This window comes from Sporosarcina sp. NPDC096371 (assembly GCF_044762865.1).
GTDB lineage: Bacteria > Bacillota > Bacilli > Bacillales_A > Planococcaceae > Sporosarcina.
Map to the genome: position 1 here is coordinate 212,810 of NZ_JBIWFE010000002.1, position 21,198 is coordinate 234,007.

Annotated in this window: 25 protein-coding genes; 12 read left to right on the top strand and 13 right to left on the bottom strand. The window is 42.5% G+C overall.

Annotation, left to right across the window (positions count from 1 at the left end):
- Positions 1 to 3: 3 nt before the first annotated feature.
- Complete coding sequence (locus tag ACIQ0H_RS06995; protein WP_403412786.1) at positions 4 to 339, bottom strand: winged helix-turn-helix transcriptional regulator; 336 nt, start codon at positions 337 to 339, stop codon at positions 4 to 6.
- 134 nt (positions 340 to 473) lie between these two features.
- On the opposite strand from ACIQ0H_RS06995, the gene ACIQ0H_RS07000 reads away from it, so the two are divergent.
- Together ACIQ0H_RS07000 and ACIQ0H_RS07005 are read left to right on the top strand one after the other, a co-directional pair.
- On the top strand, positions 474 to 1,103 hold the full coding sequence (locus tag ACIQ0H_RS07000) for a nitroreductase family protein (protein WP_403412788.1): 630 nt from the start codon (positions 474 to 476) through the stop codon (positions 1,101 to 1,103).
- A 196-nt stretch (positions 1,104 to 1,299) separates the two neighbouring features.
- Positions 1,300 to 2,181: a DMT family transporter gene (locus tag ACIQ0H_RS07005; protein WP_403412790.1), complete on the top strand. Its 882-nt coding sequence runs from the start codon at positions 1,300 to 1,302 to the stop codon at positions 2,179 to 2,181.
- Between the two features lie 96 nt (positions 2,182 to 2,277).
- Here the strand turns inward: ACIQ0H_RS07005 and ACIQ0H_RS07010 are convergent, their stop codons facing one another.
- The 5 genes from ACIQ0H_RS07010 to ACIQ0H_RS07030 all read right to left on the bottom strand — a co-directional run bounded on the left by ACIQ0H_RS07010 (position 2,278) and on the right by ACIQ0H_RS07030 (position 7,192).
- Entirely contained in the window at positions 2,278 to 3,084 is an 807-nt protein-coding gene (locus tag ACIQ0H_RS07010; protein WP_403413433.1) for an MIP/aquaporin family protein, read from the bottom strand.
- Between the two features lie 318 nt (positions 3,085 to 3,402).
- The gene (gene fdhA, locus ACIQ0H_RS07015) at positions 3,403 to 4,623 is read right to left on the bottom strand and encodes a formaldehyde dehydrogenase, glutathione-independent (RefSeq protein WP_403413435.1); all 1,221 of its coding nucleotides are present in this window, start codon (positions 4,621 to 4,623) and stop codon (positions 3,403 to 3,405) included.
- A 151-nt stretch (positions 4,624 to 4,774) separates the two neighbouring features.
- Positions 4,775 to 5,680 carry a CPBP family intramembrane glutamic endopeptidase gene (locus ACIQ0H_RS07020; RefSeq protein ID WP_403412792.1) on the bottom strand — a complete coding sequence of 302 codons (906 nt, stop codon included), beginning with the start codon at positions 5,678 to 5,680 and terminating at the stop codon, positions 4,775 to 4,777.
- Between the two features lie 53 nt (positions 5,681 to 5,733).
- Complete coding sequence (locus ACIQ0H_RS07025) at positions 5,734 to 6,291, bottom strand: hypothetical protein (protein WP_403412794.1); 558 nt, start codon at positions 6,289 to 6,291, stop codon at positions 5,734 to 5,736.
- On the bottom strand, positions 6,284 to 7,192 hold the full coding sequence (locus tag ACIQ0H_RS07030) for a hypothetical protein (protein ID WP_403412795.1): 909 nt from the start codon (positions 7,190 to 7,192) through the stop codon (positions 6,284 to 6,286). The genes ACIQ0H_RS07025 and ACIQ0H_RS07030 overlap by 8 nt, the downstream gene beginning before the upstream one ends.
- Positions 7,193 to 7,366: 174 nt before the next feature.
- On the opposite strand from ACIQ0H_RS07030, the gene ACIQ0H_RS07035 reads away from it, so the two are divergent.
- From ACIQ0H_RS07035 to ACIQ0H_RS07045, 3 genes are read left to right on the top strand one after another with little or no spacing between them, the layout of a single operon-like run.
- Positions 7,367 to 8,056, top strand: a complete 690-nt coding sequence (locus ACIQ0H_RS07035) for a response regulator transcription factor (protein WP_403413437.1) — start codon at positions 7,367 to 7,369, stop codon at positions 8,054 to 8,056.
- Entirely contained in the window at positions 8,034 to 8,210 is a 177-nt protein-coding gene (locus tag ACIQ0H_RS07040; protein ID WP_403412797.1) for a hypothetical protein, read from the top strand. Before ACIQ0H_RS07035 ends, ACIQ0H_RS07040 begins: the two co-directional genes overlap by 23 nt.
- Before the next feature lie 2 nt (positions 8,211 to 8,212).
- Entirely contained in the window at positions 8,213 to 10,483 is a 2,271-nt protein-coding gene (locus ACIQ0H_RS07045) for a sensor histidine kinase (protein WP_403412799.1), read from the top strand.
- Between the two features lie 56 nt (positions 10,484 to 10,539).
- Here ACIQ0H_RS07045 and ACIQ0H_RS07050 read toward each other — a convergent pair whose 3' ends face one another.
- The gene (locus ACIQ0H_RS07050) at positions 10,540 to 11,190 is read right to left on the bottom strand and encodes a CPBP family intramembrane glutamic endopeptidase (protein ID WP_403412801.1); all 651 of its coding nucleotides are present in this window, start codon (positions 11,188 to 11,190) and stop codon (positions 10,540 to 10,542) included.
- A 151-nt stretch (positions 11,191 to 11,341) separates the two neighbouring features.
- On the opposite strand from ACIQ0H_RS07050, the gene ACIQ0H_RS07055 reads away from it, so the two are divergent.
- The 4 genes from ACIQ0H_RS07055 (at position 11,342) to ACIQ0H_RS07070 (ending at position 12,941) form a co-directional block, all read left to right on the top strand.
- Positions 11,342 to 11,665: a hypothetical protein gene (locus tag ACIQ0H_RS07055; RefSeq protein WP_403412803.1), complete on the top strand. Its 324-nt coding sequence runs from the start codon at positions 11,342 to 11,344 to the stop codon at positions 11,663 to 11,665.
- Positions 11,666 to 11,804: 139 nt separating this feature from the next.
- Positions 11,805 to 12,113, top strand: a complete 309-nt coding sequence (locus tag ACIQ0H_RS07060; protein WP_403412805.1) for a DUF3817 domain-containing protein — start codon at positions 11,805 to 11,807, stop codon at positions 12,111 to 12,113.
- Between the two features lie 18 nt (positions 12,114 to 12,131).
- Positions 12,132 to 12,674 carry a DinB family protein gene (locus ACIQ0H_RS07065; protein WP_403412807.1) on the top strand — a complete coding sequence of 181 codons (543 nt, stop codon included), beginning with the start codon at positions 12,132 to 12,134 and terminating at the stop codon, positions 12,672 to 12,674.
- A 75-nt stretch (positions 12,675 to 12,749) separates the two neighbouring features.
- On the top strand, positions 12,750 to 12,941 hold the full coding sequence (locus ACIQ0H_RS07070) for a hypothetical protein (protein WP_403412809.1): 192 nt from the start codon (positions 12,750 to 12,752) through the stop codon (positions 12,939 to 12,941).
- A gap of 43 nt (positions 12,942 to 12,984) precedes the next feature.
- On the opposite strand, the gene ACIQ0H_RS07075 is transcribed toward ACIQ0H_RS07070, so the two are convergent.
- The 5 genes from ACIQ0H_RS07075 to ACIQ0H_RS07095 all read right to left on the bottom strand — a co-directional run bounded on the left by ACIQ0H_RS07075 (position 12,985) and on the right by ACIQ0H_RS07095 (position 16,438).
- Entirely contained in the window at positions 12,985 to 13,617 is a 633-nt protein-coding gene (locus ACIQ0H_RS07075; RefSeq protein WP_403412811.1) for a response regulator transcription factor, read from the bottom strand.
- Positions 13,592 to 14,638, bottom strand: a complete 1,047-nt coding sequence (locus ACIQ0H_RS07080) for a sensor histidine kinase (protein ID WP_403412813.1) — start codon at positions 14,636 to 14,638, stop codon at positions 13,592 to 13,594. Before ACIQ0H_RS07080 ends, ACIQ0H_RS07075 begins: the two co-directional genes overlap by 26 nt.
- Positions 14,635 to 15,336 (bottom strand): cell wall-active antibiotics response protein LiaF, encoded by a 702-nt coding sequence (gene liaF, locus ACIQ0H_RS07085; protein WP_403412815.1) that lies wholly within the window; start codon positions 15,334 to 15,336, stop codon positions 14,635 to 14,637. Before liaF ends, ACIQ0H_RS07080 begins: the two co-directional genes overlap by 4 nt.
- A 69-nt stretch (positions 15,337 to 15,405) precedes the next feature.
- On the bottom strand, positions 15,406 to 16,071 hold the full coding sequence (locus ACIQ0H_RS07090) for a PspA/IM30 family protein (RefSeq protein ID WP_403412817.1): 666 nt from the start codon (positions 16,069 to 16,071) through the stop codon (positions 15,406 to 15,408).
- Positions 16,072 to 16,087: 16 nt separating this feature from the next.
- Positions 16,088 to 16,438 (bottom strand): lmo0954 family membrane protein, encoded by a 351-nt coding sequence (locus ACIQ0H_RS07095; protein ID WP_403412819.1) that lies wholly within the window; start codon positions 16,436 to 16,438, stop codon positions 16,088 to 16,090.
- A 229-nt stretch (positions 16,439 to 16,667) separates the two neighbouring features.
- Between ACIQ0H_RS07095 and ACIQ0H_RS07100 the strand changes: the two genes are divergently transcribed.
- The 3 genes from ACIQ0H_RS07100 to ACIQ0H_RS07110 all read left to right on the top strand — a co-directional run bounded on the left by ACIQ0H_RS07100 (position 16,668) and on the right by ACIQ0H_RS07110 (position 20,361).
- A complete protein-coding gene (locus ACIQ0H_RS07100) occupies positions 16,668 to 18,290 on the top strand; it encodes a long-chain fatty acid--CoA ligase (RefSeq protein ID WP_403412821.1) in 1,623 nt (540 codons plus the stop codon).
- A gap of 625 nt (positions 18,291 to 18,915) precedes the next feature.
- Positions 18,916 to 19,527 (top strand): DedA family protein, encoded by a 612-nt coding sequence (locus ACIQ0H_RS07105; RefSeq protein WP_403412823.1) that lies wholly within the window; start codon positions 18,916 to 18,918, stop codon positions 19,525 to 19,527.
- 6 nt (positions 19,528 to 19,533) lie between these two features.
- Positions 19,534 to 20,361, top strand: coding sequence for an undecaprenyl-diphosphate phosphatase (locus ACIQ0H_RS07110; RefSeq protein ID WP_403412824.1), 828 nt, complete (start codon positions 19,534 to 19,536; stop codon positions 20,359 to 20,361).
- Positions 20,362 to 20,419: 58 nt separating this feature from the next.
- On the opposite strand, the gene ACIQ0H_RS07115 is transcribed toward ACIQ0H_RS07110, so the two are convergent.
- Positions 20,420 to 21,166, bottom strand: a complete 747-nt coding sequence (locus ACIQ0H_RS07115; protein WP_403412825.1) for an IclR family transcriptional regulator — start codon at positions 21,164 to 21,166, stop codon at positions 20,420 to 20,422.
- Between the last annotated feature and the right edge of the window lie 32 nt (positions 21,167 to 21,198).

Consider the following 21,198-nt stretch of genomic DNA (forward strand, 5'->3'; position numbering starts at 1 on the left):
GGTTTATAGGATATTTCGTTTTTCTATCCAGTTTTTAATCGAAATCATAACTTCTTTTAATGCCATGCCACTTGGTGTTAGTTCGTATTCAACTTTCTTAGTGGAAGAGTCAAGATGTTTTTTGGTCACAATCCCTTCCTTGACCAATTCATTCAATCGTTCTGTTAGCAACCGATCTGAAATCCCAGGAATGCTTTCGACGATTTCATGAAAACGTTTCGGTCCGGACATCAATGTATAAATAATAACCCCTGTCCATCTTTTGCCGATAAATTCGATGGTATCGTGGAAATTACTGCAGATATGTGGTGGTGTTTCGCAATTAAGTGGCTGGTCCACAAGGCTAACCTCCATTCTTCCTTATCTTTCATCCATCATAACATGAATCATTAAGGTTGACATTATTAACTTACTAATGGTAAGTTATATCTAACAACTTACTAATAGTAAGTTGATCAAAAGGAGGAAGTACAATGACGACAACATCAAATTCAAATTTATATAGTGTTATGCAGGCAAGAAAATCGGTGAGGGTGTTTGATCCGAACTTTACAATCGCTAAAGAGGAAATTGAAGAAATGCTGAAATTAGCTACAATTGCTCCTTCATCAAGCAATCTGCAATCATGGAGGTTCTTAGTGATTCAAGACGCAGCAGTGAAGACTGAACTGAAAGGCATCGCTAACAACCAAGCCCAAGCCGAAGAGGCATCTGTTGTAATCGCGGTTTTAGGCGATGTCGATGCGTATAAGAAAGTAGAACAAATCTACACACAAAATGTTGCAGAAGGACATATGGATGATTCGATTAAAGATCGTACCATTGCGAATACGCATGCGGTCTATCCGAATGTTTCAGCAGAAGTAAGAATGAATATTGCTTCATTCGATGCGGGACTTGTTTCCATGCAACTTATGTTGATTGCTAAAGAAAAAGGCTATGATACTTCAACAATGGGCGGTTTTGATAAAGTGAAGTTCGCTGAGAGATTCGATCTTCCAGAGAACGAATTCCCAATTGTACTAATTGCCTTAGGAAAAGCTGCTGCTCCAGCATACGGATCTTCTCGTCTGCCAATGGATGAAATTGTACGTTTTATATAAGAAATATTCTTGCCCGAGATGCTGTTTGTATCTCGGGCTTTTTTATATGATTCATCCGCTTTAATTAGGTGGAAAGGCTCGCTGCACTGTCTTTATTGTATACTTACAGGCGCAAGTGTAATGGATTGAAATAAGCTGACGAAAAAATTAGATTATGTGGTATCTTCTAATGTATAGAGAGAAATGGGGGATTGTTTTGTCGCAACGAATTTCATATTTGGTTGTCCTTTTAGGAGCGATTCTTTGGGGGACGACGGGTACCGCACAAACGTTTATGCCACAAACCATTCATCCGCTGGCAGTCGGAGCATCGAGACTAGCGGTTGGTGGGTTTTCATTGCTTATACTTTTACTTATCCTGCGTAAAATCGATTTCCGAAATTGGCCGTGGAAATCTACCCTTTACGCAGCCATTTCGATGGCAGTTTTCCAGTACTTATTCTTTTCTTCGGTCAGATTAACTGGCGTGGCAATCGGTACAGTGGTCACAATTGGTAGTGCTCCTGTTTTTTCTGGAGTGATTGAGTGGTTATTAGTCAAACGTCGCCCTACGCGGGTATGGGTGATAGCGACAGGGCTTGCGATTATTGGCTGTGCATTGCTCTTTTTAAATAAAGATGGAATCGTCGTCAATCCAGTAGGTGTTGCGATGTCACTTGGAGCAGGTTTATTGTTTGCATTTTATACCCTCGTCAATAAAGATGTACTTGCTAAGGTAGACGCCGTACCTGCTGTTGCAGTTATCTTTTCAATGAGTGCGATGATGCTATTTCCATTTTTGTTTTTATTTGAAACGGAAGGGCTTATGACGGGGCGCGGCATTTCGGTCGTGTTATATCTGGGGATTGCAACGACGAGTATTGCATACATTCTTTTCTCGGTAGGGTTGAAACGAATTCCGTCGTCATCAGCGGTCACGTTGTCGTTAGCTGAACCACTGACTGCGGCTATTTTAAGTGTGCTTGTGGTTGGTGAAAGGCTGAATGTGACATCGTGGATGGGTGTTGCGATGCTGTTAGGCGGGATACTTGTATTGACGTTGAGTGGGAGGGCGAAGAATAAGTCCGAAGCGGTATAGACGCTCATTTCAATTAGAAAACACCCTGTTGTTTAGGATATAACTCAACAACAGGGTGTTTATCCTTACTGGGATATTCAATGGTAAAGTGATATTTTAAGCTGCTTGACTGTTACTTTTGCTGTTTACAAAATAGGAACTTAGTATAGCCACCACACAAATTGATCCTACAATCCAAAATGCCGCAGAATTTACCCCGCTAAACACCTGTTGATAAAATAGGGCTCCAAATACTCCACCGAGTAATGGACCAACAATGGGAACCCAGGCATAACGCCAATCAGATGAGCCCTTCCCGGGAATAGGTAGGAGAAAGTGGGCAATTCTTGGACCCAGGTCACGTGCAGGGTTAATGGCAAACCCGGTTGCTCCTCCCAATGACAAACCAATCGAAAGGACGAGGAATCCGACGATAAGTGGATTAAGTCCTTCTGTGAATTCATTGGCACCAATTGCTAATATGCCGAGGACGAGCACAAACGTACCGATCATTTCACTGACTAGATTGGAGAGTGGCCTTCTGATGGCTGGAGTGGGTGAAAAAATCCCTAACTTTTGTTCTTTGTCGCTTGTTTTTTCCCAATGAGGTAAATAGTTCAGGTACACAATGACTGCCCCGATGATAGCGCCTAGGAGTTGAGCGACAATATACGTTGGGACGTTCTCCCAAGGAAAAGCGCCAATCAAGGCAAATCCTACTGTAACTGCTGGATTGAGATGGGCACCACTTATCCCACCCACCGCATAAACAGCTATGGCTACAGCAAAACCAAAGCCCATCGTAATCACAATCCAACCAGAATCTTGTGATTTAGACTTATTGAGCACAACCCCTCCAACAACACCGCAACCTAAAGTGACCAAGATCATCGTCCCGATTAATTCACCTAAGAAAGCTGATATAAGATTTCCCCCTTGATTGTCGTTACAGCATTAAAAAGCATCCAGGGCTTGCTTTCCGATTCTCGGAGGTTTTACCGTGGATGTGATCATCTAAGTTAAACTATAATAAGTTGCAATAAAAACACTTACCAACACCGCTCGGCGCTTAAGGAAGGATTGAACTACATCCTTCCCCGGATGCCTCCCGCGATAAGCCAAACAGAAAACCACTGTTAGGGAGGGATTGAACTGCATCCCTCCTTTGTCTTATCGCTTCGGCTACCCCAGTAGGCACCTTCGCTGGAGATTCCGTTTGAATCATAAGCTCAACATAACTAGTTATCTTTTTATTAGTCCGTGCGGATCAATGACAAACTTTTTCGCCGCGCCTTTATCAAAAGTCTGGTATCCTTGTGGTGCTTCTTCCAATGAAATAAGCGTAGCATTCACTGCCTTGGCAATTTGGGCTTTACCGCTCAGTATTGATTTCATTAAAAACTCATGGTATTTCATGACAGGCGTTTGTCCCGTTACAAAATGATGTGCTTTTGCCCATCCTAATCCCATGCGGATTTTTAACGTCCCGAATTTGGCATCTTCATCGATTGCTCCTGGATCACCTGTTACGTACAAACCTGGAATCCCTAATTTTCCGCCAGCACGAGTCACGGTCATAATAGAATTCAGAACAGTTGCAGGTGCTTCTCCACGATTAGGCCCGTTGCCATGCGCTTCGAACCCGACACAGTCAACGGCGCAGTCAACTTCAGGCGTTCCGAGAATTTGTGCTATTTGTTCGCCGATATCATCATGCACACTAAGGTTGATCGTTTCACAGCCGAAACTTCTTGCTTGCGCTAAGCGATCTTCATTCATATCTCCGACGATGACACATGAGGCGCCTAGTAGTTGCGCTGAATGGGCTGCTGCTAATCCTACAGGTCCAGCACCCGCGATATAGACAGTCGATCCGATTGTAACTCCCGCACTGTATGCCCCGTGAAATCCTGTTGGGAAAATATCTGATAGCATGGCCAAATCAAGAATTTTTTCCATCGCTTGTGCCTTATCTGGAAACTTTAATAATTGGAAATCAGCATAAGGAACCATCACATATTCCGATTGTCCGCCGACCCAGCCGCCCATATCGACATAACCGTAAGCGGATCCAGGACGGTCCGGATTTACATTTTCGCAAATATGCGTATCTTGTGATTTACAATTTTTACAGCGGCCACAAGCAATATTGAAAGGCACAGAGACAAGATCTCCTACTTTCATATATTCTACATCCCTGCCGACTTCAATGACTTCGCCAGTAATTTCATGCCCTAACGCAAGGCCACTTGGTGCTGTCGTTCTTCCGCGTACCATATGTTGATCACTGCCGCAGATATTAGTAGCAACTACTTTCAGAATGACTCCGTGCTCACATTTACGCCCGACGTTCAACGGATTGACCCCGGGACCGTCTCTTAACACTAAGTCTGGAAATCCAATATTTTCAATTTCTACTTTACCTGGACTTTTATACACGACAGCACGATTTGACATCAACATGACCTCCACTAGTAGTTTGTCCTTGCACACTACTAATATGTAAGTTTTCGATCAAACATGCCGCTATTCATAAAGTTGTTTTCTGCGAGGGGGAAGATTCAACAAAATACCCCTGCGCCCTCCTCTAGACAAAAGGAAGGCACAGGGTTATTCAGGTGTTTTGTTCTTGTTTAGTTTTCTGTCTGGAATAAAGACTTGTGGCGATAAAACCTGCCAAGATAAGTACTGTTGCTAGTAATCCGCCTTCCAAACCAAACGCCCCACCTGTTAACCAATCACGTCCTTCAGCGACTTCCACGCCATAGATGCCATGGGGTGTCGTCCCGCTTACGGCAAATCCAAAAACATTCCCTTGGAAATAATTCCACGTAATATGGTAGCCGATGGGCAACCAAAGACTCTTTGTCGCATCAAACATATAGGCGAATAAAACCCCGACCAATGCAATATTGACTAGCCCTATCATACTGACATTTGGATTACCGACATGTGCAAGGCTGAAAATCACGGCGGATACTACATAGATTACCCACTTTTTATTGCCTCTACTTGCCATTGTCGACATGACATACCCTCGAAAGAACATCTCTTCGGAGAACCCAACAAGGATAAATAAGATGAGAAATGTAATCGTAAACACTGAAAACTGTGGATTGGACAATGAATTGATAAGCGTCACATTGGTAGTCGCCATCAATACAATAAAAATCAAAGTGATAGAAATGGCACCAAGAAAAAGTCCAAACCATAAATCTTTCAAAGAACCTCTAAATCCAAGTTGTTTCATGGTTGCTTTATTCATAAAACGCCATAATAACAATGTAATCAGGATTCCTCCAGCTGTTCCGCCGGCTTGCATCAAAAGGTAAATCCATGGATGGGCATCGAGGGCGGCAAGCACGTCGATGTAACCAGACTCTCCACTAAAAGGTGCTTCCGTGAAAAATAATAGCAACATAGCGGGAATTGAAAATAGCTGTTGGACGATCAGCATGGCAGCGAAAGCTAGTAAAATGAACCAGCCAGCTCTTACCTGGCCCGATTGGTTTTTAAACATCCTATCCCTCCAATAGTAACAAAGTGAAAACAAGTTGTTTCTTTCCGACAACTTCATACCAAATGGTCGATAGATACTTCAGGAGGTTCGGCCCTCCGAATTGCGCCAATCAAAAGAAGAAATGCGATGTCCATAATCAAGACGCCTATGGAAAGGGCGAACACGAAAGTAGCCCAAGGATATTCAGGTACGTTCATAGAGAAAGACATGAGTAAAAGTGAAGCTAGGTGGAAAGCAATATAAAACGTATAGACATTTTTCGTTCGTTGTATGAGTATTTGATTACCATAGTCCGCGACAATGCTTTTTAGAACAGCAAATAAAAAGTAGGCGACAATTAATTTAAGGGAAAATAACGATACCGAATAGAGTTCCCAGATTCCAAAAGTAGGTTGTATAAGGTTAATGAAGACAGAGGGAATCGAAATAATGGCACCAATCATCGCTGTGATTCTTGCTTTTTTAGCATGTGGATATTGCTTGAGTAAGAGCAAACATCCTGATGAAATGAATAGATAGCCAATAGGATCGGCCAGCCAATCAATCCCAATTTGAATACGGAAAAAGATGAAGAGATACCCCCAGAACATGTATTGTAATGCTTTATTCATTGGCGGCCCCCTTTGTTTTTGCCTTAATAATGTCATCGACATCCTGTTTTTCCAAGTAAGGCTGCGTCGTGACCCCGGCTGTTGTAGAGAAGGTTTTGCCTGATTCGGTTTTACCGGAAATATAGATGTTCACGTCCAAAACCTTAGGCAAATTTGTAGGAAGTTTGCTGTGAACACTGAATGTGTCACCTTCTTTTAAGTGTATGGGAAATGAAACATTCGCTATATCTAGTCCAGGTATGTCGTTCCACTCTCTGTTCATCGTGTCTTGAAATTCCATATCTGTTACTCTTGATTCCAAAGGATTGTGCTGAGTATTAATCTTAACGGAGAAATCTTTCTGCAAATCATCATGGAATGAACTGTTAACCGCTTCAATTGTAAGTGGATCAAGTGCGCGATACCAGGCTTGACTGGAGTTATCGTTACTACCCGATGACATTGTTTGTTCAAGTGGGGATCCACCCATAGTCGGCGGCTGCATCATGATATGGCCAATAGGGGCGGTGACGACTCTGCCATCTGAAAAAACAACATCCATTTCTGTAAATGAATCATCCAATACATCTCCATAAGGATTGTAGAACTCCACAGTGACACTGCGTAACACATAATGATTGAATGTCTGACGGTTATCAATTTGATCAAGCCCATTCCATCCATAAGACTGTTCTGCTGGATAGGCCATAACATCCCCAGCGTTCATAGAGTTGATAACAGATGTGTCATTTTTATTCGTCAAATAGTAAAACGTCGTATATAAATGCTCTTGATACACCACATCGATATAATGGTCCAAAAAAATAGGCTCATCTAGCTGCTTTGAATAAGCGTACATAGAATTTACAATCCAACTCACGCCGATCAACCCGAGCGCAATCCAGAAAAAACGTCCTTTCACAAAATATTCCTCCTTCCATTCGTTCAAGTATAGCAAATGGATAATATATCCTCTAGGCTGATTGTTGGGCTAAAAAATCTATCTTAAGAATTTCTTCATAATTACAATGGGTGAATGTTAAGATTTGGTGGTTACAATTGGTATCATAGAGTTAAGAGAAGTGAGGTGCGGATGGTGGCGAAATTCAAAGTACTTGTGGCGGATGACGATCAGGATATCCGTGATGGGATAGAAATTTATTTGAAAAATGAAGGATATGACGTGCTGAAGGCAGCGGATGGTAAAGAGGCGCTTGAATTGTTGGAGGCTAACGATGTCCATTTGCTTATTCTTGATATTATGATGCCGAATATGGATGGTATTACTGCGACATTCAAAATCCGGGAAGCGCGCAATATCCCGATTATTATGTTGAGTGCAAAGGCGGAGGATTCCGATAAGATTCATGGTTTGTCTGTCGGTGCAGATGACTATGTGACGAAGCCGTTCCATCCCATGGAGTTGATGGCGCGAGTCAAGTCACAATTGCGCCGTTATGTTCAACTCGGTACTTATGACGGGCAGAAAACAATTGAAGTCGATGGACTCAAATTGGACGAAGACGCGAAAGAAATTACTCTCGACGGTAATCCGGTAAAGTTGACGCCGATTGAATACAAAATTACAGAGTTGCTGATGAAAAATGTGGGGCGCGTGTTTTCGATCAATGAAATCTACGAACGCGTTTGGAACGAGGAAGCGTACAATGCGGAAAATATAGTTGCGGTCCATATTCGTAAAATTCGTGAGAAAATCGAAGCGGATCCGAAAAATCCAAGGTATGTAAAGGTGGTGTGGGGCATTGGTTACAAAATCGAAAAGTGATTATACCGTTTTTTGGTCCATCGTTGCGATTGTAATTGGAGGATTGAGTATAGCCTATTGTTTTTCCCACATCATCGACTTGGTTCGGGATAGTATGGAACGTTCGAGTCGGACCATTGCTTATCTGGCGAGGCTGATGAAAGGAAGTGTGTGACGGTGAAAAAGAATTATAGTATGCAAATTGTTTTGTGGACTTCATTAGTGGCTATATTTTTAATTGCAGTACTATCATTTTCAGGTAGCAACTTACGTGATATTGGCAAGAGTTATGTAGAATCAGATGATTTTCAATGGGAAATGAAAAACTTCTATGAAAATTTAAGTGTGGCTGTTTTGAATCCGATTGATATAGAAGCAGAGAAAAGGCGGATTACAGTTACTAAATCCGAAATCGAAGAGCATCGTACATATTATGGTACGCTTTCCGATCAGATCGGCAATATTGAAGAGCAATATACACAACGAATTGCCGATGCAGAAGCAGGAAAAAGTGAAAAGCTGAAAACGACATTGATAGAAGAGCGCGATGCAAAAATCGATGATATTCGGAAGAACTTTGAATCGGATGCGCATGTAGAAGCAAAGATCCGTGCAAGTAAAGAGCAACAGTTAGAGGATGAGTTGCAGCGACGCGTTGAGAATGCTAAGGAAAATCTTTATTTTCCCGTTGTTTATGAATTGACGGATAGTCAAACAGGCGAAACATTCACGTCTGGCGATATCGATGTAACGACGGGCTATATAGAGACTTTCAGCGCGGAGGAAGGTTATTTCCGTGCGGCGCCTGATCGGATGAATGATTTTTATTATGATAGCTATCAGCCGGAAGTCTATGAAAAAAGCGTTTCAACTTACAGAGATACAGTTGCAACGAAAACTGAAGAAGTAACTGTAGGATCACAAGATGCAGCTAAGGAACCGACTAGTCAGCTGCAAACAGTGAAGAAGTTTGAGGGAACTGTAGTTGTGCCACAAAGTGTATTGCAGAAAGGTTCACTTGGTGTAAAGATAAAAGATTATGAACAAAGAAAGCTAAGTTTATATATTATTTGGGCGCTTGGTGTGCTTGCTTTAGGAGCTTTGTTGACAGTTATTCGTTTCAATAAGGAATGGGTGATGACAAGTCGTTTTGTAGAGCGTTATCATCAGCTGAAATTGGATTTGAAAGCAGCTTTGCTCTTACTTTCCGCTGGCATTGTTTGGGAATTAGCAGAGACGGTTACATGGCGCTATTTGGGATTATTTTCTCAGTATAGATTGGAAAATGGGGTTATTCTAGGAATTCAGTTTGGTATTTTAGTGTTACTGCTATGGGCGTCATTGTTTCAATTGGTCCTGTTTGTAGAACGTTTGAAGGTCCAGGGAGCATTGGAGCAAGAGATGAAGAATAGTTATAGCTTGAAGTTCTTATTGGCTTTGCAAGGAATGTTTTTAAATCGATCAATTGGCGTTCAGATGTTCTTGCTGCTAATCGGCTTTTTCCTTGCGGGTCTCGGATTGTTTGGTGTTTTCGTTCAACCTGCATTGCTGTTGATTTATGCCCCGCTTGCTTTGTTTGTCGGATTGCCATTCATTTATATCTTTGTAAGAAGAGCGGCTTACTTGAACCGCATTATGGCGGCGACAGAAGCGATGGCAGATGGGCGATTGCATAAAGAAATTGCGATTGAAGGGAAATCTCCACTTGCAGAGCATGCGAAGAATTTGAATAATCTGCGTGAAGGTGTCCGTAATTCGATGAGTGAACAAGCGAAAAGTGAACGCTTGAAAACGGAATTGATTACCAATGTCAGTCACGATCTTCGAACACCGTTGACGTCAATTATTACGTACACGGATTTATTGAAAAATGAAGACCTGACAGCGGAAGAGCGAATGAAGTATGTCGGTATACTCGATAGAAAATCAGAACGTTTGAAGACGCTCATCGAAGATTTATTTGAAGTATCGAAAATGGCGAGTGGCAACTTGGAGATACAGAGACAGCGCGTTGATTTGGCGCAGTTGTTGCAACAAGCACTTGCGGAGCATGAAGAAGAAATTTCGAAATCAGGATTGGATTTCAGAGTGAGTTTACCTGAAACAGCACTCGTAGCCTATGTGGATGGGAAAAGATGGTGGCGTGTACTCGATAACTTAATCGTCAACGCTATCAAGTATACATTGCCAGGGACACGCGTATATATTACGCTTCGTAAAGTAGGAGATAACGCAGAATTTGTTGTGAAAAATGTGACGAAGTATGAGCTTGGTGAAAACACCGATGAACTATTTGAACGATTTAAACGGGCGGATACATCGCGTCACACAGATGGCTCAGGACTCGGCCTTGCCATCGCACAATCCATCGTCGATTTGCATAATGGGAATATGACAATCGAAGTCGATGGGGATTTGTTTAAAGTGACTGTCACTGTGGCGGCTTAATGACAAGCGCCTAGAGTTAGACAATGAGAAGCTGTACGCAAATGCGTGCAGCTTTTTCAATAGAAATACATGATATATATGCCGACGAGCAAAACGCCAATGTCGGCAAACATATGAATAGTCCAAGAAGGAAAAATGGTTTGGCTACGTTCATTAGCCAGCTGAAAAATAATTCCTCCTATCCATAGTCCAGTAACAGCGAGCGCGAGAAGTGCAGGACTAAACCATGGTAGAAAAATTGCAATATGATAAATAGCAAAAAAGAAGGATGGCAAGAAAAGACGTAGACGTGACTTTGCGAAAAGATTGGGCAACTGGCCGCGGAAGTAAAACTCCTCCAGCAGAGAATTACCAAATAGGATATAAAGAGCGACGAAAGGGAATACTGTAGGTGTGATGCCAGCATCTGCTAGATCGATGAGCAATGCATCAATATCGATGAATGGGAATAAAATGATAAACGCCCAGATAATGGCACTCATAATAGCTAGACCTGACCCGATAGCAATGGACATACTTTTTTTATCGGTTTGACGAAATCGCAGGAATGGAAAACCAGTTTTACGGAATAACAGAAACGGAATACCTAGAAATAGCATCGCCTTCGCTACTGTTTTCCACACGTATTCAACTTCTAGTCCTTGTTCAATCCAGATTAGAATGGTGATGCTGATTAGCGGTAGTACAATGCCGACGAATTTTTTCAAAAATTCACCTCCAACTTAAAATGGGACGATTTGGAGTGGAAATGGTTTCTAAAATTTTCTGACAGTTGTTTAAGTTTATTTGTTTTAGGGAATAGAAGAAGAGGGAATTAGCATTATTTATTGAATAGGTAAAGAGAAGGAGGAGTGTTGGATGACAAAATCAGATGGAAAGTACCCAAACAAAGAAGATTTTGAACCGAAAGTGGCAGGGGCGGCGAAGTCCGATGAACTACCACTCGCAGATCCATCCGATTCGAACGTAACAGATGTGTTTAGGAAAAATGCGCGGGGGAAGATAGGCGAAAATGAGCCCTCTGCATTTGCTGCAAACAAGGTGGAAAAGGGTTATATTAAACCGAAATCAGATGGGGACCTTTCTTCCGAAGAACAGGAAGAATCCAATCGTGAATTCAATCAGGAGTCGCATGATAAGTGGAATCAGGAAAAAACGAATACCGTGCCTGCAAAATCTTAAGGTAAGAGCAACCATTCCATTGTGGAGGGGTTGCTTTTTTGTTATTTACATAAGGGGGAGAACTTGAACGGCTGTACATGTCTGCTAGTCAATTCTATAATGTTTTACTAGGTTAGGGAATTGAAGGAGTGGAAAGTTGATGTTGAAAAGCGCGCTAGGACGTTTTCGATTTATGGGAATAGTAGAAGGAAGTTCGTTACTCCTCTTGTTATTCATTGCCATGCCATTAAAGTATTTTCTAGATATGCCAGGAATGGTTAGTGTTGTAGGAGCTGTACATGGTGGATTATTCATCATATATTGTGCAATGGTTTTGTATGCAACGTTTGCAGTGAAGTGGCCTGTTAGGTTTACAATCGGTGCATTTGCTTCGGCATTTATCCCATTTGGCAACATTATACTGGATGTTCGTTTAAAAAAGTGGGCAGGACAATCACTCCGGGCATAGCGTAGGAATTTGTGTATAGTGAATAAGTTCGAATGCTTTTGTTCCTCCTGTATTTCGGATAAAGTATTAGTAGTTGAAAAGGAAGGATTGATTGATATCGAAACACTGAAGCAGTTAAATTTGGCACGTATGTATACATTGGGGCGCCTAGAGTCGTCAAAAGATGAAGCATGGGACATAAAACCAAATGGTTTCAACAATACGATTCGTTGGAATGTAGGCCATATTTTCGTATCGATGGAAGTGCTTGTCCAAAAAGCATTAGCGGATTACCAACCAGTACGTCCTGAGTGGATTCCTCTATTTGTAACGGGTTCAAGTCCTGAAGGGTGGGGTGAAAATGTTCCTTCGAATGAAGAACTTCTTGCTGCATTGAAAGAGCAACCGGCGCGTATTATGGAAGCATTGGAAGGGAATCTCGGCAATGTATTGGCTGAGCCAATGTCAATTGGGCCTATGCATACAATGGAAACAGCTGAGGCAATTGTTCAATTTGCAGCTTGGCATGAAGGTGTCCACGCTGGAATTATTCATGGATTGAATTGTGTAACAGCGGAATAAATCTGAGTGAATGGAGTCCCTAACTTCGGTTAGGGACTCTTTACTCTTATGGGGCTAGTTTTGATTTTGAAGTGTGTGGGGAAAGTGTTGGAGTGTCCAACGAAATTGTTAAAGCATGCAAAAAAAGCTGAAGTGTCCAACGAAATTGTTAAAGCGTGCAACAAAAAAGCCGGAGTTTCCAACGAAATTGCCGAAGCGTCCAATCATTCTACTAAACTGTCCAACAAACGCCCCACTCTTGCTTCCACAATAAAAAATAACAGCTAGAACCTGGGTCGCCCCCGATAACTAGCTGCTGCCTCTCCATATGTCACTCGACCAATTCATGCTTAAATGCATAAATAACCGCTTGCGTTCGGTCTTGCACTTCGAGTTTGGATAACAAATTACTGACATGTGTTTTCACGGTTTTCAATGCGATAAATAACTCATCTGCAATGTCCTGATTCGTCTTTCCTTGCGCCAGCAGCAACAAAATCTCTAGCTCGCGCTCCGTTAAATCATCGTGTAACTGACGTTCATTGCCGGCACGCATTTTTTGCATCATTTTTGTTGTTACTTCGGGCTCTAATACCGTTTGCCCTTTCAACGTTTCTCGAATTGCTTCTGCAATGCGCTTGGCATTCGAGGTTTTCAATATGTAGCTAATGGCGCCGGCTTCAAGCGCAGGATAGACTTTATCGTCATCCAAAAAACTTGTAACAATGACGATTTTTGCTTCTGGCCATTCTTTAATGATGGCTGCAGTTGCTTCGGCACCGTTCATTTCAGGCATGACCATATCCATCAAGATGATATCGGGTCGCAATTCGAGCGCTTTGCCGACAGCTTCTCTTCCGTTTACGGCTTCGCCAATCACTTCCATGTCAGGTTGTATTTGCAAATAAGCCGATACGCCAATTCGTACCATTTCATGGTCATCCACTAATAAGATCTTGATCATTTACTTCCTCTCCTTTCCGCGCAGGCAATTTCACTTCGACAATCGTTCCTTGTGTAGGAATCGAAACAATTTTACAAGTTCCGCCGATTTCAATCGCGCGTTCTTTGACGTTTTGTAAGCCATAGGAACCGCCTTTGCCATCGCTATCTTTAAATCCTACGCCGTTATCTTGTACGCGGAAAATGGCGAGTCCATCACGCTCGACGAATAATACATCGACTTCTGTCGCTTGTGCATGGCGAAGTGTGTTGGATAATGTCTCTTGCGCAATCCGGAATAAATGATCTTCGGCGCCTTTTGACAACGTCACTTCTTCTAAGCGAAATCGAATATCAAAGAAGACTTTTTCTCTTAATTCAACTAGTAATTCTTCAAGCCCTTCGGCAAGAGATTTATTGTTTAGTGCCGCAGGTCGTAAATGCAGAAGCAATGCGCGCATTTCAAGTTGAGCTTGCTGAACCATATGCTCCACTTGTAGCAAGGGTTTTTGCGTTTCCGCATTGTTGTTCATTTCGGTGATAGCGGATAGTAGCATAGAGGCGGCAAATAGTTGCTGCGATACGGAGTCATGCAGTTCGCGTGCAAGCCGCTGTCGTTCTTGAATAATGCGTTCTTGGATAAGTTGATCTTGGGCTTCTGCACGTTCATCGGTAATCCGCTGCAAGCTTTTTCGCTGCGTATGGATGACCGTTGACACCGTATCGATAGCCCGGTCCATGCGTGGTGTAAATTTTTCTTTTGGATGATTCTCTTTTTCCGTATCAATCAAATCGGATAGTAGTTGCTCGATGGCTTTTTCTTTTGAACGTCCTAAAAAGTTCGTCCAGATGGCGATTCCCCAGCCAAGCAATAGCGTGGTATTCAAAATCCACCAACCGAGGGGTACATCGGCAAATTGCAATTCGTAAAAGGCAAACCAACTTTCGTCTAGAGGTAAATCGAGTAGAAAGAAAGCGTAAACCGCCGCAATGCTCGTAAATATCAACGACAGAAATAACCCGCGTCCAATAACTGCCTTCATTTCCGCGTCACCTCGACATCTCCAGCCCATGTGGAAAGTGTAATGATGAGCTCTGAACCATCCTGTTGTTTCCCTTCATAACTATCTTTCATATGGAGGGATTCGTTAATCAGTCGTTTTCGGTGTGTATCAAAAAGTCGCGCATCGCCAAACAGTGTTGTGTAATGGATTCGAACGGGTATTTCGTAAGGCAATTCAATTTTGACTTTCCCAATGCCTTGTCTTACCGAAATTAAAGAAGTCCCTTTTGGTAACACGGTATCTGTCACATCAATATGAAGATCCCCGAACACGCCTTGGATATGGATGTCCTCCCATTCATACGACGAAAAAGGAGAGGACTGGACAGAAAATAATTTGTTCTTCCAAATGGCATTCGGTGTTTCTTTTTGGAATTCCTTGAGTGGACGCATAATTTCTTCCGAAGGTACGCCCTTCCACAATCGATAAAGTACATAGACCATTGCGGCGAAAATAAGTAGACGTAAACTCCATAAAGTGAAGAGCGCCATAGAGATGAAGAAAAAGCCGAGCAAAAACATCCATTTCGAGCGTTTGCGCGAACCGTAATAGAGGAGTCCGGCACCAAGAAGGACGAACACGATATTGCCATTATGGAAAAAAACTGCTTCGACAAAAATAAGCAGTAAGAAGGCGAGTGCCCAAAATGTGGTTTTATTCGTGTCGATACGTTTCATTTGGTTATTCCCCCTTCTTGGTGTCAGCTTACAAGGAGGGAAGGCAGGTACCTTCCCTTATCATCTAGTTTACACAATTTCCAGTTCTTTTGTGGACTTTTTTTCAAGTGTCGGAGCAGTTTCAATTTTCTCGAGTGACTCTAGTCTACGTTCCATTGAAGACGTTTCATACTCACGTTCAATTTTCCCGCCGAGGTTCTCAATATACTTTTTCATCTCGCCAACGGATGCGACACGGCTGTCCGCGTGTTCAGGGGAAATTACTTCATCCATACGACGATGTGCGCGCGTTACATTTTCTTTCCCCATCAATTGTAGTTGACGTACTTTCATGTCTTTCACTTTATGTTTCATTTCCTCGAATTTACGTTCTAACGAAAGGAGTTCATAAGCTGTTTCTGTGACGCTTTCTGCCAATTCTGCAGCACGTGTGTCGTATGCTGCGATTTCTGCTTCAGCAAATGCGACAAGATCTTCTTCACCGGCAGCTTGTGCAAGCTCAAGCTGGCTGCGGCGTTTGTCTGACATTTTTTCTGCTTCTGCCAGTTCCTTCTCGAGTGCCGTTTTCAATTTGCTTTGACGTTCGAGCAATTTTCCGATGGAATCCGTCTGTTTTTCCGCTTCACGAATGTATTGATTCAACATCGCAATCGGGTTTTTATTTTCCTTTTTGTCGAATAACGTGTGTAGATCCGCCTGGACGGAATATTTAAATCTGTTCCAAAGTGAGTTCATAGTAAGTTCCTCCTCATTATTTTGTGATTTCGTTCCATTGACGTTCGAAGTTTACGAACGGATCATCTGAATCGTTTGTGATGATGTTGTTGTTTTCTGTGCCTTTCCATTTACGCCACACATATAGAACACCGATGAACGCGATGATACCGATGAAAGCAGGTACATTCGAAATCGCTGAGAACAAACCGATAAGTAGAACGGCTCCCCAGAAGATTTTTTTGAATGTTGACTCGCTCTTTCTGTAATAGTGGAACCCCGCATAGGAGATTAATGCGGAAAAGGCAAGAGCAAGAAGTGATCCTAGATTGAGCAGGACAACGATCGCTGCTGTAATGCCCAGTGCTGCAAGACATAATTTTTTCATATTGTAGTTCCTCCTTTCGTTTGTAGATTAATCTTATAACGATTTTCGATTTGTCCAAACGGTCGCAGAACGGATTTGCGTCTAAGACTTGGGACTTAGGTAGTCTAGGTACATGATGAAAAAGGGAATAAACGTAGTGGATGTCACGTATAGTTTTAAAGGTTGTCCGTGCGAGTCCGAAAACTGTACTTGATGAAATCATATTCCACTAAAAAAGGAGATGGCTCTTATGATGCAAACACCGCTTTTATTATCATCCTTTGTGAAACGAGCAGAACAGTTTTTTCCAGACAAGCTAATCATTTCGCGTACCGGAGAAAATACCATTCACCGCATCCCTTATCGTGAGTTCGCAAAACGATCGAGGAAGCTTGCAGATGCACTGACGAAGCTGGGCATGCAACGTGGAACAAAAGTCGGTTCATTCGCTTGGAACCATCATCGTCACTTAGAAGCTTATTTTGGTGTTCCTTGTATGGGAGCAATTCTGCATATGATCAATATCCGCTTGTCGCCGGAACATATCGCATACGTCATTAATCACGCAGAGGATGAAATCTTGCTGGTGGATGATAATTTGTTCCCGCATCTTGAAAAACTTGCGCCATTTCTTAAGACGGTGAAGCACTATGTCATCATGGGGGATAGTACCGACATACCGGAAACGTCATTGAAAAATGTTCATTCTTATGAAGCACTCCTTGCAGCGGCATCCGATGACTATGTATTCCCGGAAGATCTTGATGAAAATACGCCCGCCGGCATGTGCTATACATCCGCGACAACGGGCAATCCCAAAGGGGTCATCTATACACATCGTGGTCTAGTGCTACATAGTTATGCACTTGGACTGTCGGATGCAATGGGAATGCGGGAGCAGGATGTCATTTTGCCAGTCGTGCCGATGTTCCACGTCAATGCATGGGGAATGCCGTTCGCAGCTGTTTTCTATGGCACAACACAAGTCCTTCCAGGGCCTGGTATGAATCCGAAATTACTGTTGGATTTGATTGAGCAGGAAAAAGTAACAATTACCGCCGGCGTGCCGACAATTTGGCTGGCCGTGCTGAAGGAACAAGAACAAAATCCGCGAGACCTATCATCACTTCGAGCCATTGTGAGTGGTGGTTCAGCATCGCCAAAAGGCTTAATCCGCGCATTTGAGGAGAAGTTAGGTGTGCCCTTCCTTGTGGGCTATGGCATGACCGAAACAACACCGTTGGTCAGCCTATCTGTCTTTACGTCTGGGATGGCCGATTTGACAATAGATGAGAAAATCGATATTCGTGCACTGCAAGGGTTGCCGATGCCTGGTCTTGAAGTACGTATCGTGAATGAACAGGGCGATGCACCTTGGGACGGTAAAACAATGGGAGAATTGGCCATTCGTGGACCTTGGATTGCAAGTGAATATTATAAAGATGAACGGACAGAAGAAGCGTTCCGCGATGGATGGCTGTATACGGGCGATATTGCAGTGATGACGGAGGACGGTTATCTAAAACTGACAGATCGAACGAAAGATTTAATCAAGAGTGGTGGCGAATGGATTTCGTCCGTTGACCTGGAAAATGCATTAATGACACATGAGGATGTTTTCGAAGCAGCGGTTATCGCAGTACCGCATGTAAAATGGCTGGAGCGTCCGCTTGCGTGCGTTGTGTTAAAAGAGGGGAAAACTGCGGGCGATGAGACAAAACGGCAGTTGATTAGTTATTTGGAGGGTCAATTCGCTAAGTTGTGGGTACCAGATGACGTCGTCTTTTTGGATGAAATTCCGAAAACATCCGTGGGGAAATTTCTAAAAGCTTCGCTGCGTGCCAAACTAAATGAGCATTATCAGGAAGTATAAGAGAATAGAATAAAAAGGGACTAATCCTCACTGGCTTAGTTCTTTTTTGTGTGTGGTGCTAGTTTTGTCACAATTCACAGGACCTGTAGGATGTGAGTAACTTCACGATCCATTTACGAAAAATGTGGATATCTTTTTAAAAAAAGATGAATAATATAGTAAAAGTTAATTTCGTGTAGAAAATTCAGAAATTATAAACAGTTTTAGAAGTTATGCACGCCTGATTGTGGATAACTATGCATTTTGAAAAGTTATGCACAAAATATTGAATGAATCATTGTTGAAATAAGGTCATAGTGATTGAATGGTTTGCGTAAAGTAGTTAATAGAAAAGGAACTTGATTCTACGAGAGAACGTCCATATAACTTGAGTCAGCAGAAGTTCAAACTTCTGCTGACTCAAGTTATGCCTCCGGCGGATGAAATTTTGAGGGAGTCAAGGACGGCAGTCTAAGATCGCGACATCCTGTCGCAACAAGGAAGGATACAGTTCAATCCTTCCTCCCTGTAGGCCTCAAGTGCAATTCAAAATTTGGACGCAATTACGTCGGGGTGTAGCTGATTGTGCAAAGGTAGTTTGCACTTATATTCGGTATTTAGTAAAGTTAAATTGTGGGGGCATCGCGTGGAAAATTGGATGACGGAATTAATGAGTCAGTTCGGCTATTTTGGTGTTTTTTTATTAATTATGGTGGAGAATGTGTTTCCTCCAATCCCGTCCGAAGTCATTTTGACGTTCGGGGGATTCATGACAACGTATTCGGACATGACGCGGATGGGCGTTATCATTGCGGCGACGGCCGGATCGGTAATTGGAGCGATGATTCTGTATAGCGTTGGAATGCTTCTTGATGTTACGCGTTTAGAGAAAATTGTCGATCGATGGGGCGGTATGTTGCGCCTTACACGAAAAGATATTTATCGGGCTGATGCATGGTTCGACAAATATGGCTCTTTGACAGTCCTGTTCTGTCGCCTTGTACCACTGATACGGAGTCTTATTTCGATTCCAGCGGGGATGGCGAATATGAATTTTCTGCTATTTATCCTACTGACAACGGTTGGGAGTTTAATCTGGAATACGGCCCTCGTTTTTCTTGGAGCTGCAGTCGGAGATAATTGGCAATTGATCGTGCATTATATGGATATCTATTCAAACATTGTGTACGTACTACTAGCAATTGGCGGTATAGCGGTTTGTTTTTGGATCATTCGCTTCCGCAGAAAGAGAGTGTAATGGCTTATGGAATTATTTGATTTGATTAAAGCGTTGATTCTAGGATTTGTTGAGGGGATGACGGAGTTTGCGCCAGTGTCTTCGACGGGACATATGGTGATCGTCGATGATATGTGGTTGAAAACGGAGGAGTTTTTAGGGAAATATCCGGCAAATACGTTTAAAATTGTTGTGCAGTTAGGGTCTATTTTAGCTGTTGTTGTTGTATTTTGGAAACGATTGTTCAGTCTCGTAGGGTTATATAAAATCGAAGGTGCAGAGTCTAACAAAAAGTTCAATTTGGCACATGTCATCGTAGGTATGCTACCAGCAGTTATTTTGGGGTTTGCTTTTAAAGATTTAATTGATGATTATTTATTTGGAGTGGAAACAGTAATTGTCGCGCTTGTGGCTGGGGCTATTCTAATGATTATTGCCGATAAGTTTGGTCCGAAAAAACCATGGGTGAATACATTGGATCAAATTACATACAAGCAAGCATTTACAGTTGGTCTTGTACAATGTTTGTCACTATGGCCAGGATTTTCACGCTCAGGTGCGACGATTTCAGGCGGTGTGCTTTTCGGGATGAATCATAAGACTGCAGCTGATTTCACATTTATTATGGCTGTCCCGATTATGGCAGGTGCTAGCCTCGTATCCATTATGAAAAACTGGGAACATTTAAGCATGGATCACCTGTCGTTTTACATTGTGGGGTTCGTTAGTGCATTTGTCTTCGCATTGATCTCCATTCGCTTTTTCTTGAAACTTATTTCACGCGTGAAGCTTATGCCATTCGCAATTTATCGACTGGTATTGGCGGCAGTGTTAGCAGTAATCGTATTTTTATAAGAAATTGAAACGACTTCCGCATGTGAATATGCAGGAGTCGTTTTTTTGTAAAGACATATTAATATAGGTTCATATTCGAACCTAGTTTTTCTGATATCCGTCTACCTGTTTCTTTCACTTTTTCAATCAGAAACTCTGTCCGGCTGTCGGTAAGGGTGAAACTAACAACTCCTATACTCACTGCTCCTACAATTTCTCCTAATCCATCCCGAACGGCCACAGCGACGGAAGAAGTACCTTCTGTTCTTTCCCCATGACTCATTGCGTAGCCTTGTTTTTTGATCTGTTTTAGCATCGTTTCAACTGCCGGTAACTGGTCTGTAGGTAAAAAATTCTCCAATATGGTTCTTGATTTTGCGGCAGGCATATTAGCGAGCATCGCTTTATTGGCCGCGCCAATATGCATCGGAATACGTAAACCAAGTTGGTCGTAAATTCGAATGGAATTATTTTCACTGTCAATTCTTTCGACAACGATGGCTTCCAATCCACTTGGCTTACTGAGATAAATACTTTCGTCCACTTCCCGCATCAAGCGTTCCAGCTCAGGTCTAATTTTAGTGACATAATCCATGGAATCGTACACTTGCAGCCCATACTCCAGCCAGATTGTACCAAGTCGATAGCATTTTGTGCGTTCATCTTGCTCGACCATCCCTTGTTTGATCATCGCTTTTAATAATCGATGCATGGTGCTAAGGGGGAGCTCACATTGTTTGGAAAGATCTGAAATGGACAGACCATTATCTGTTGCGTGCGTCGCCAAGACATTTGCCACCTTCATGGCACGTTCAATTGATTGCATCGTAAACACCGCCTGTCGTTTAAATAAATACT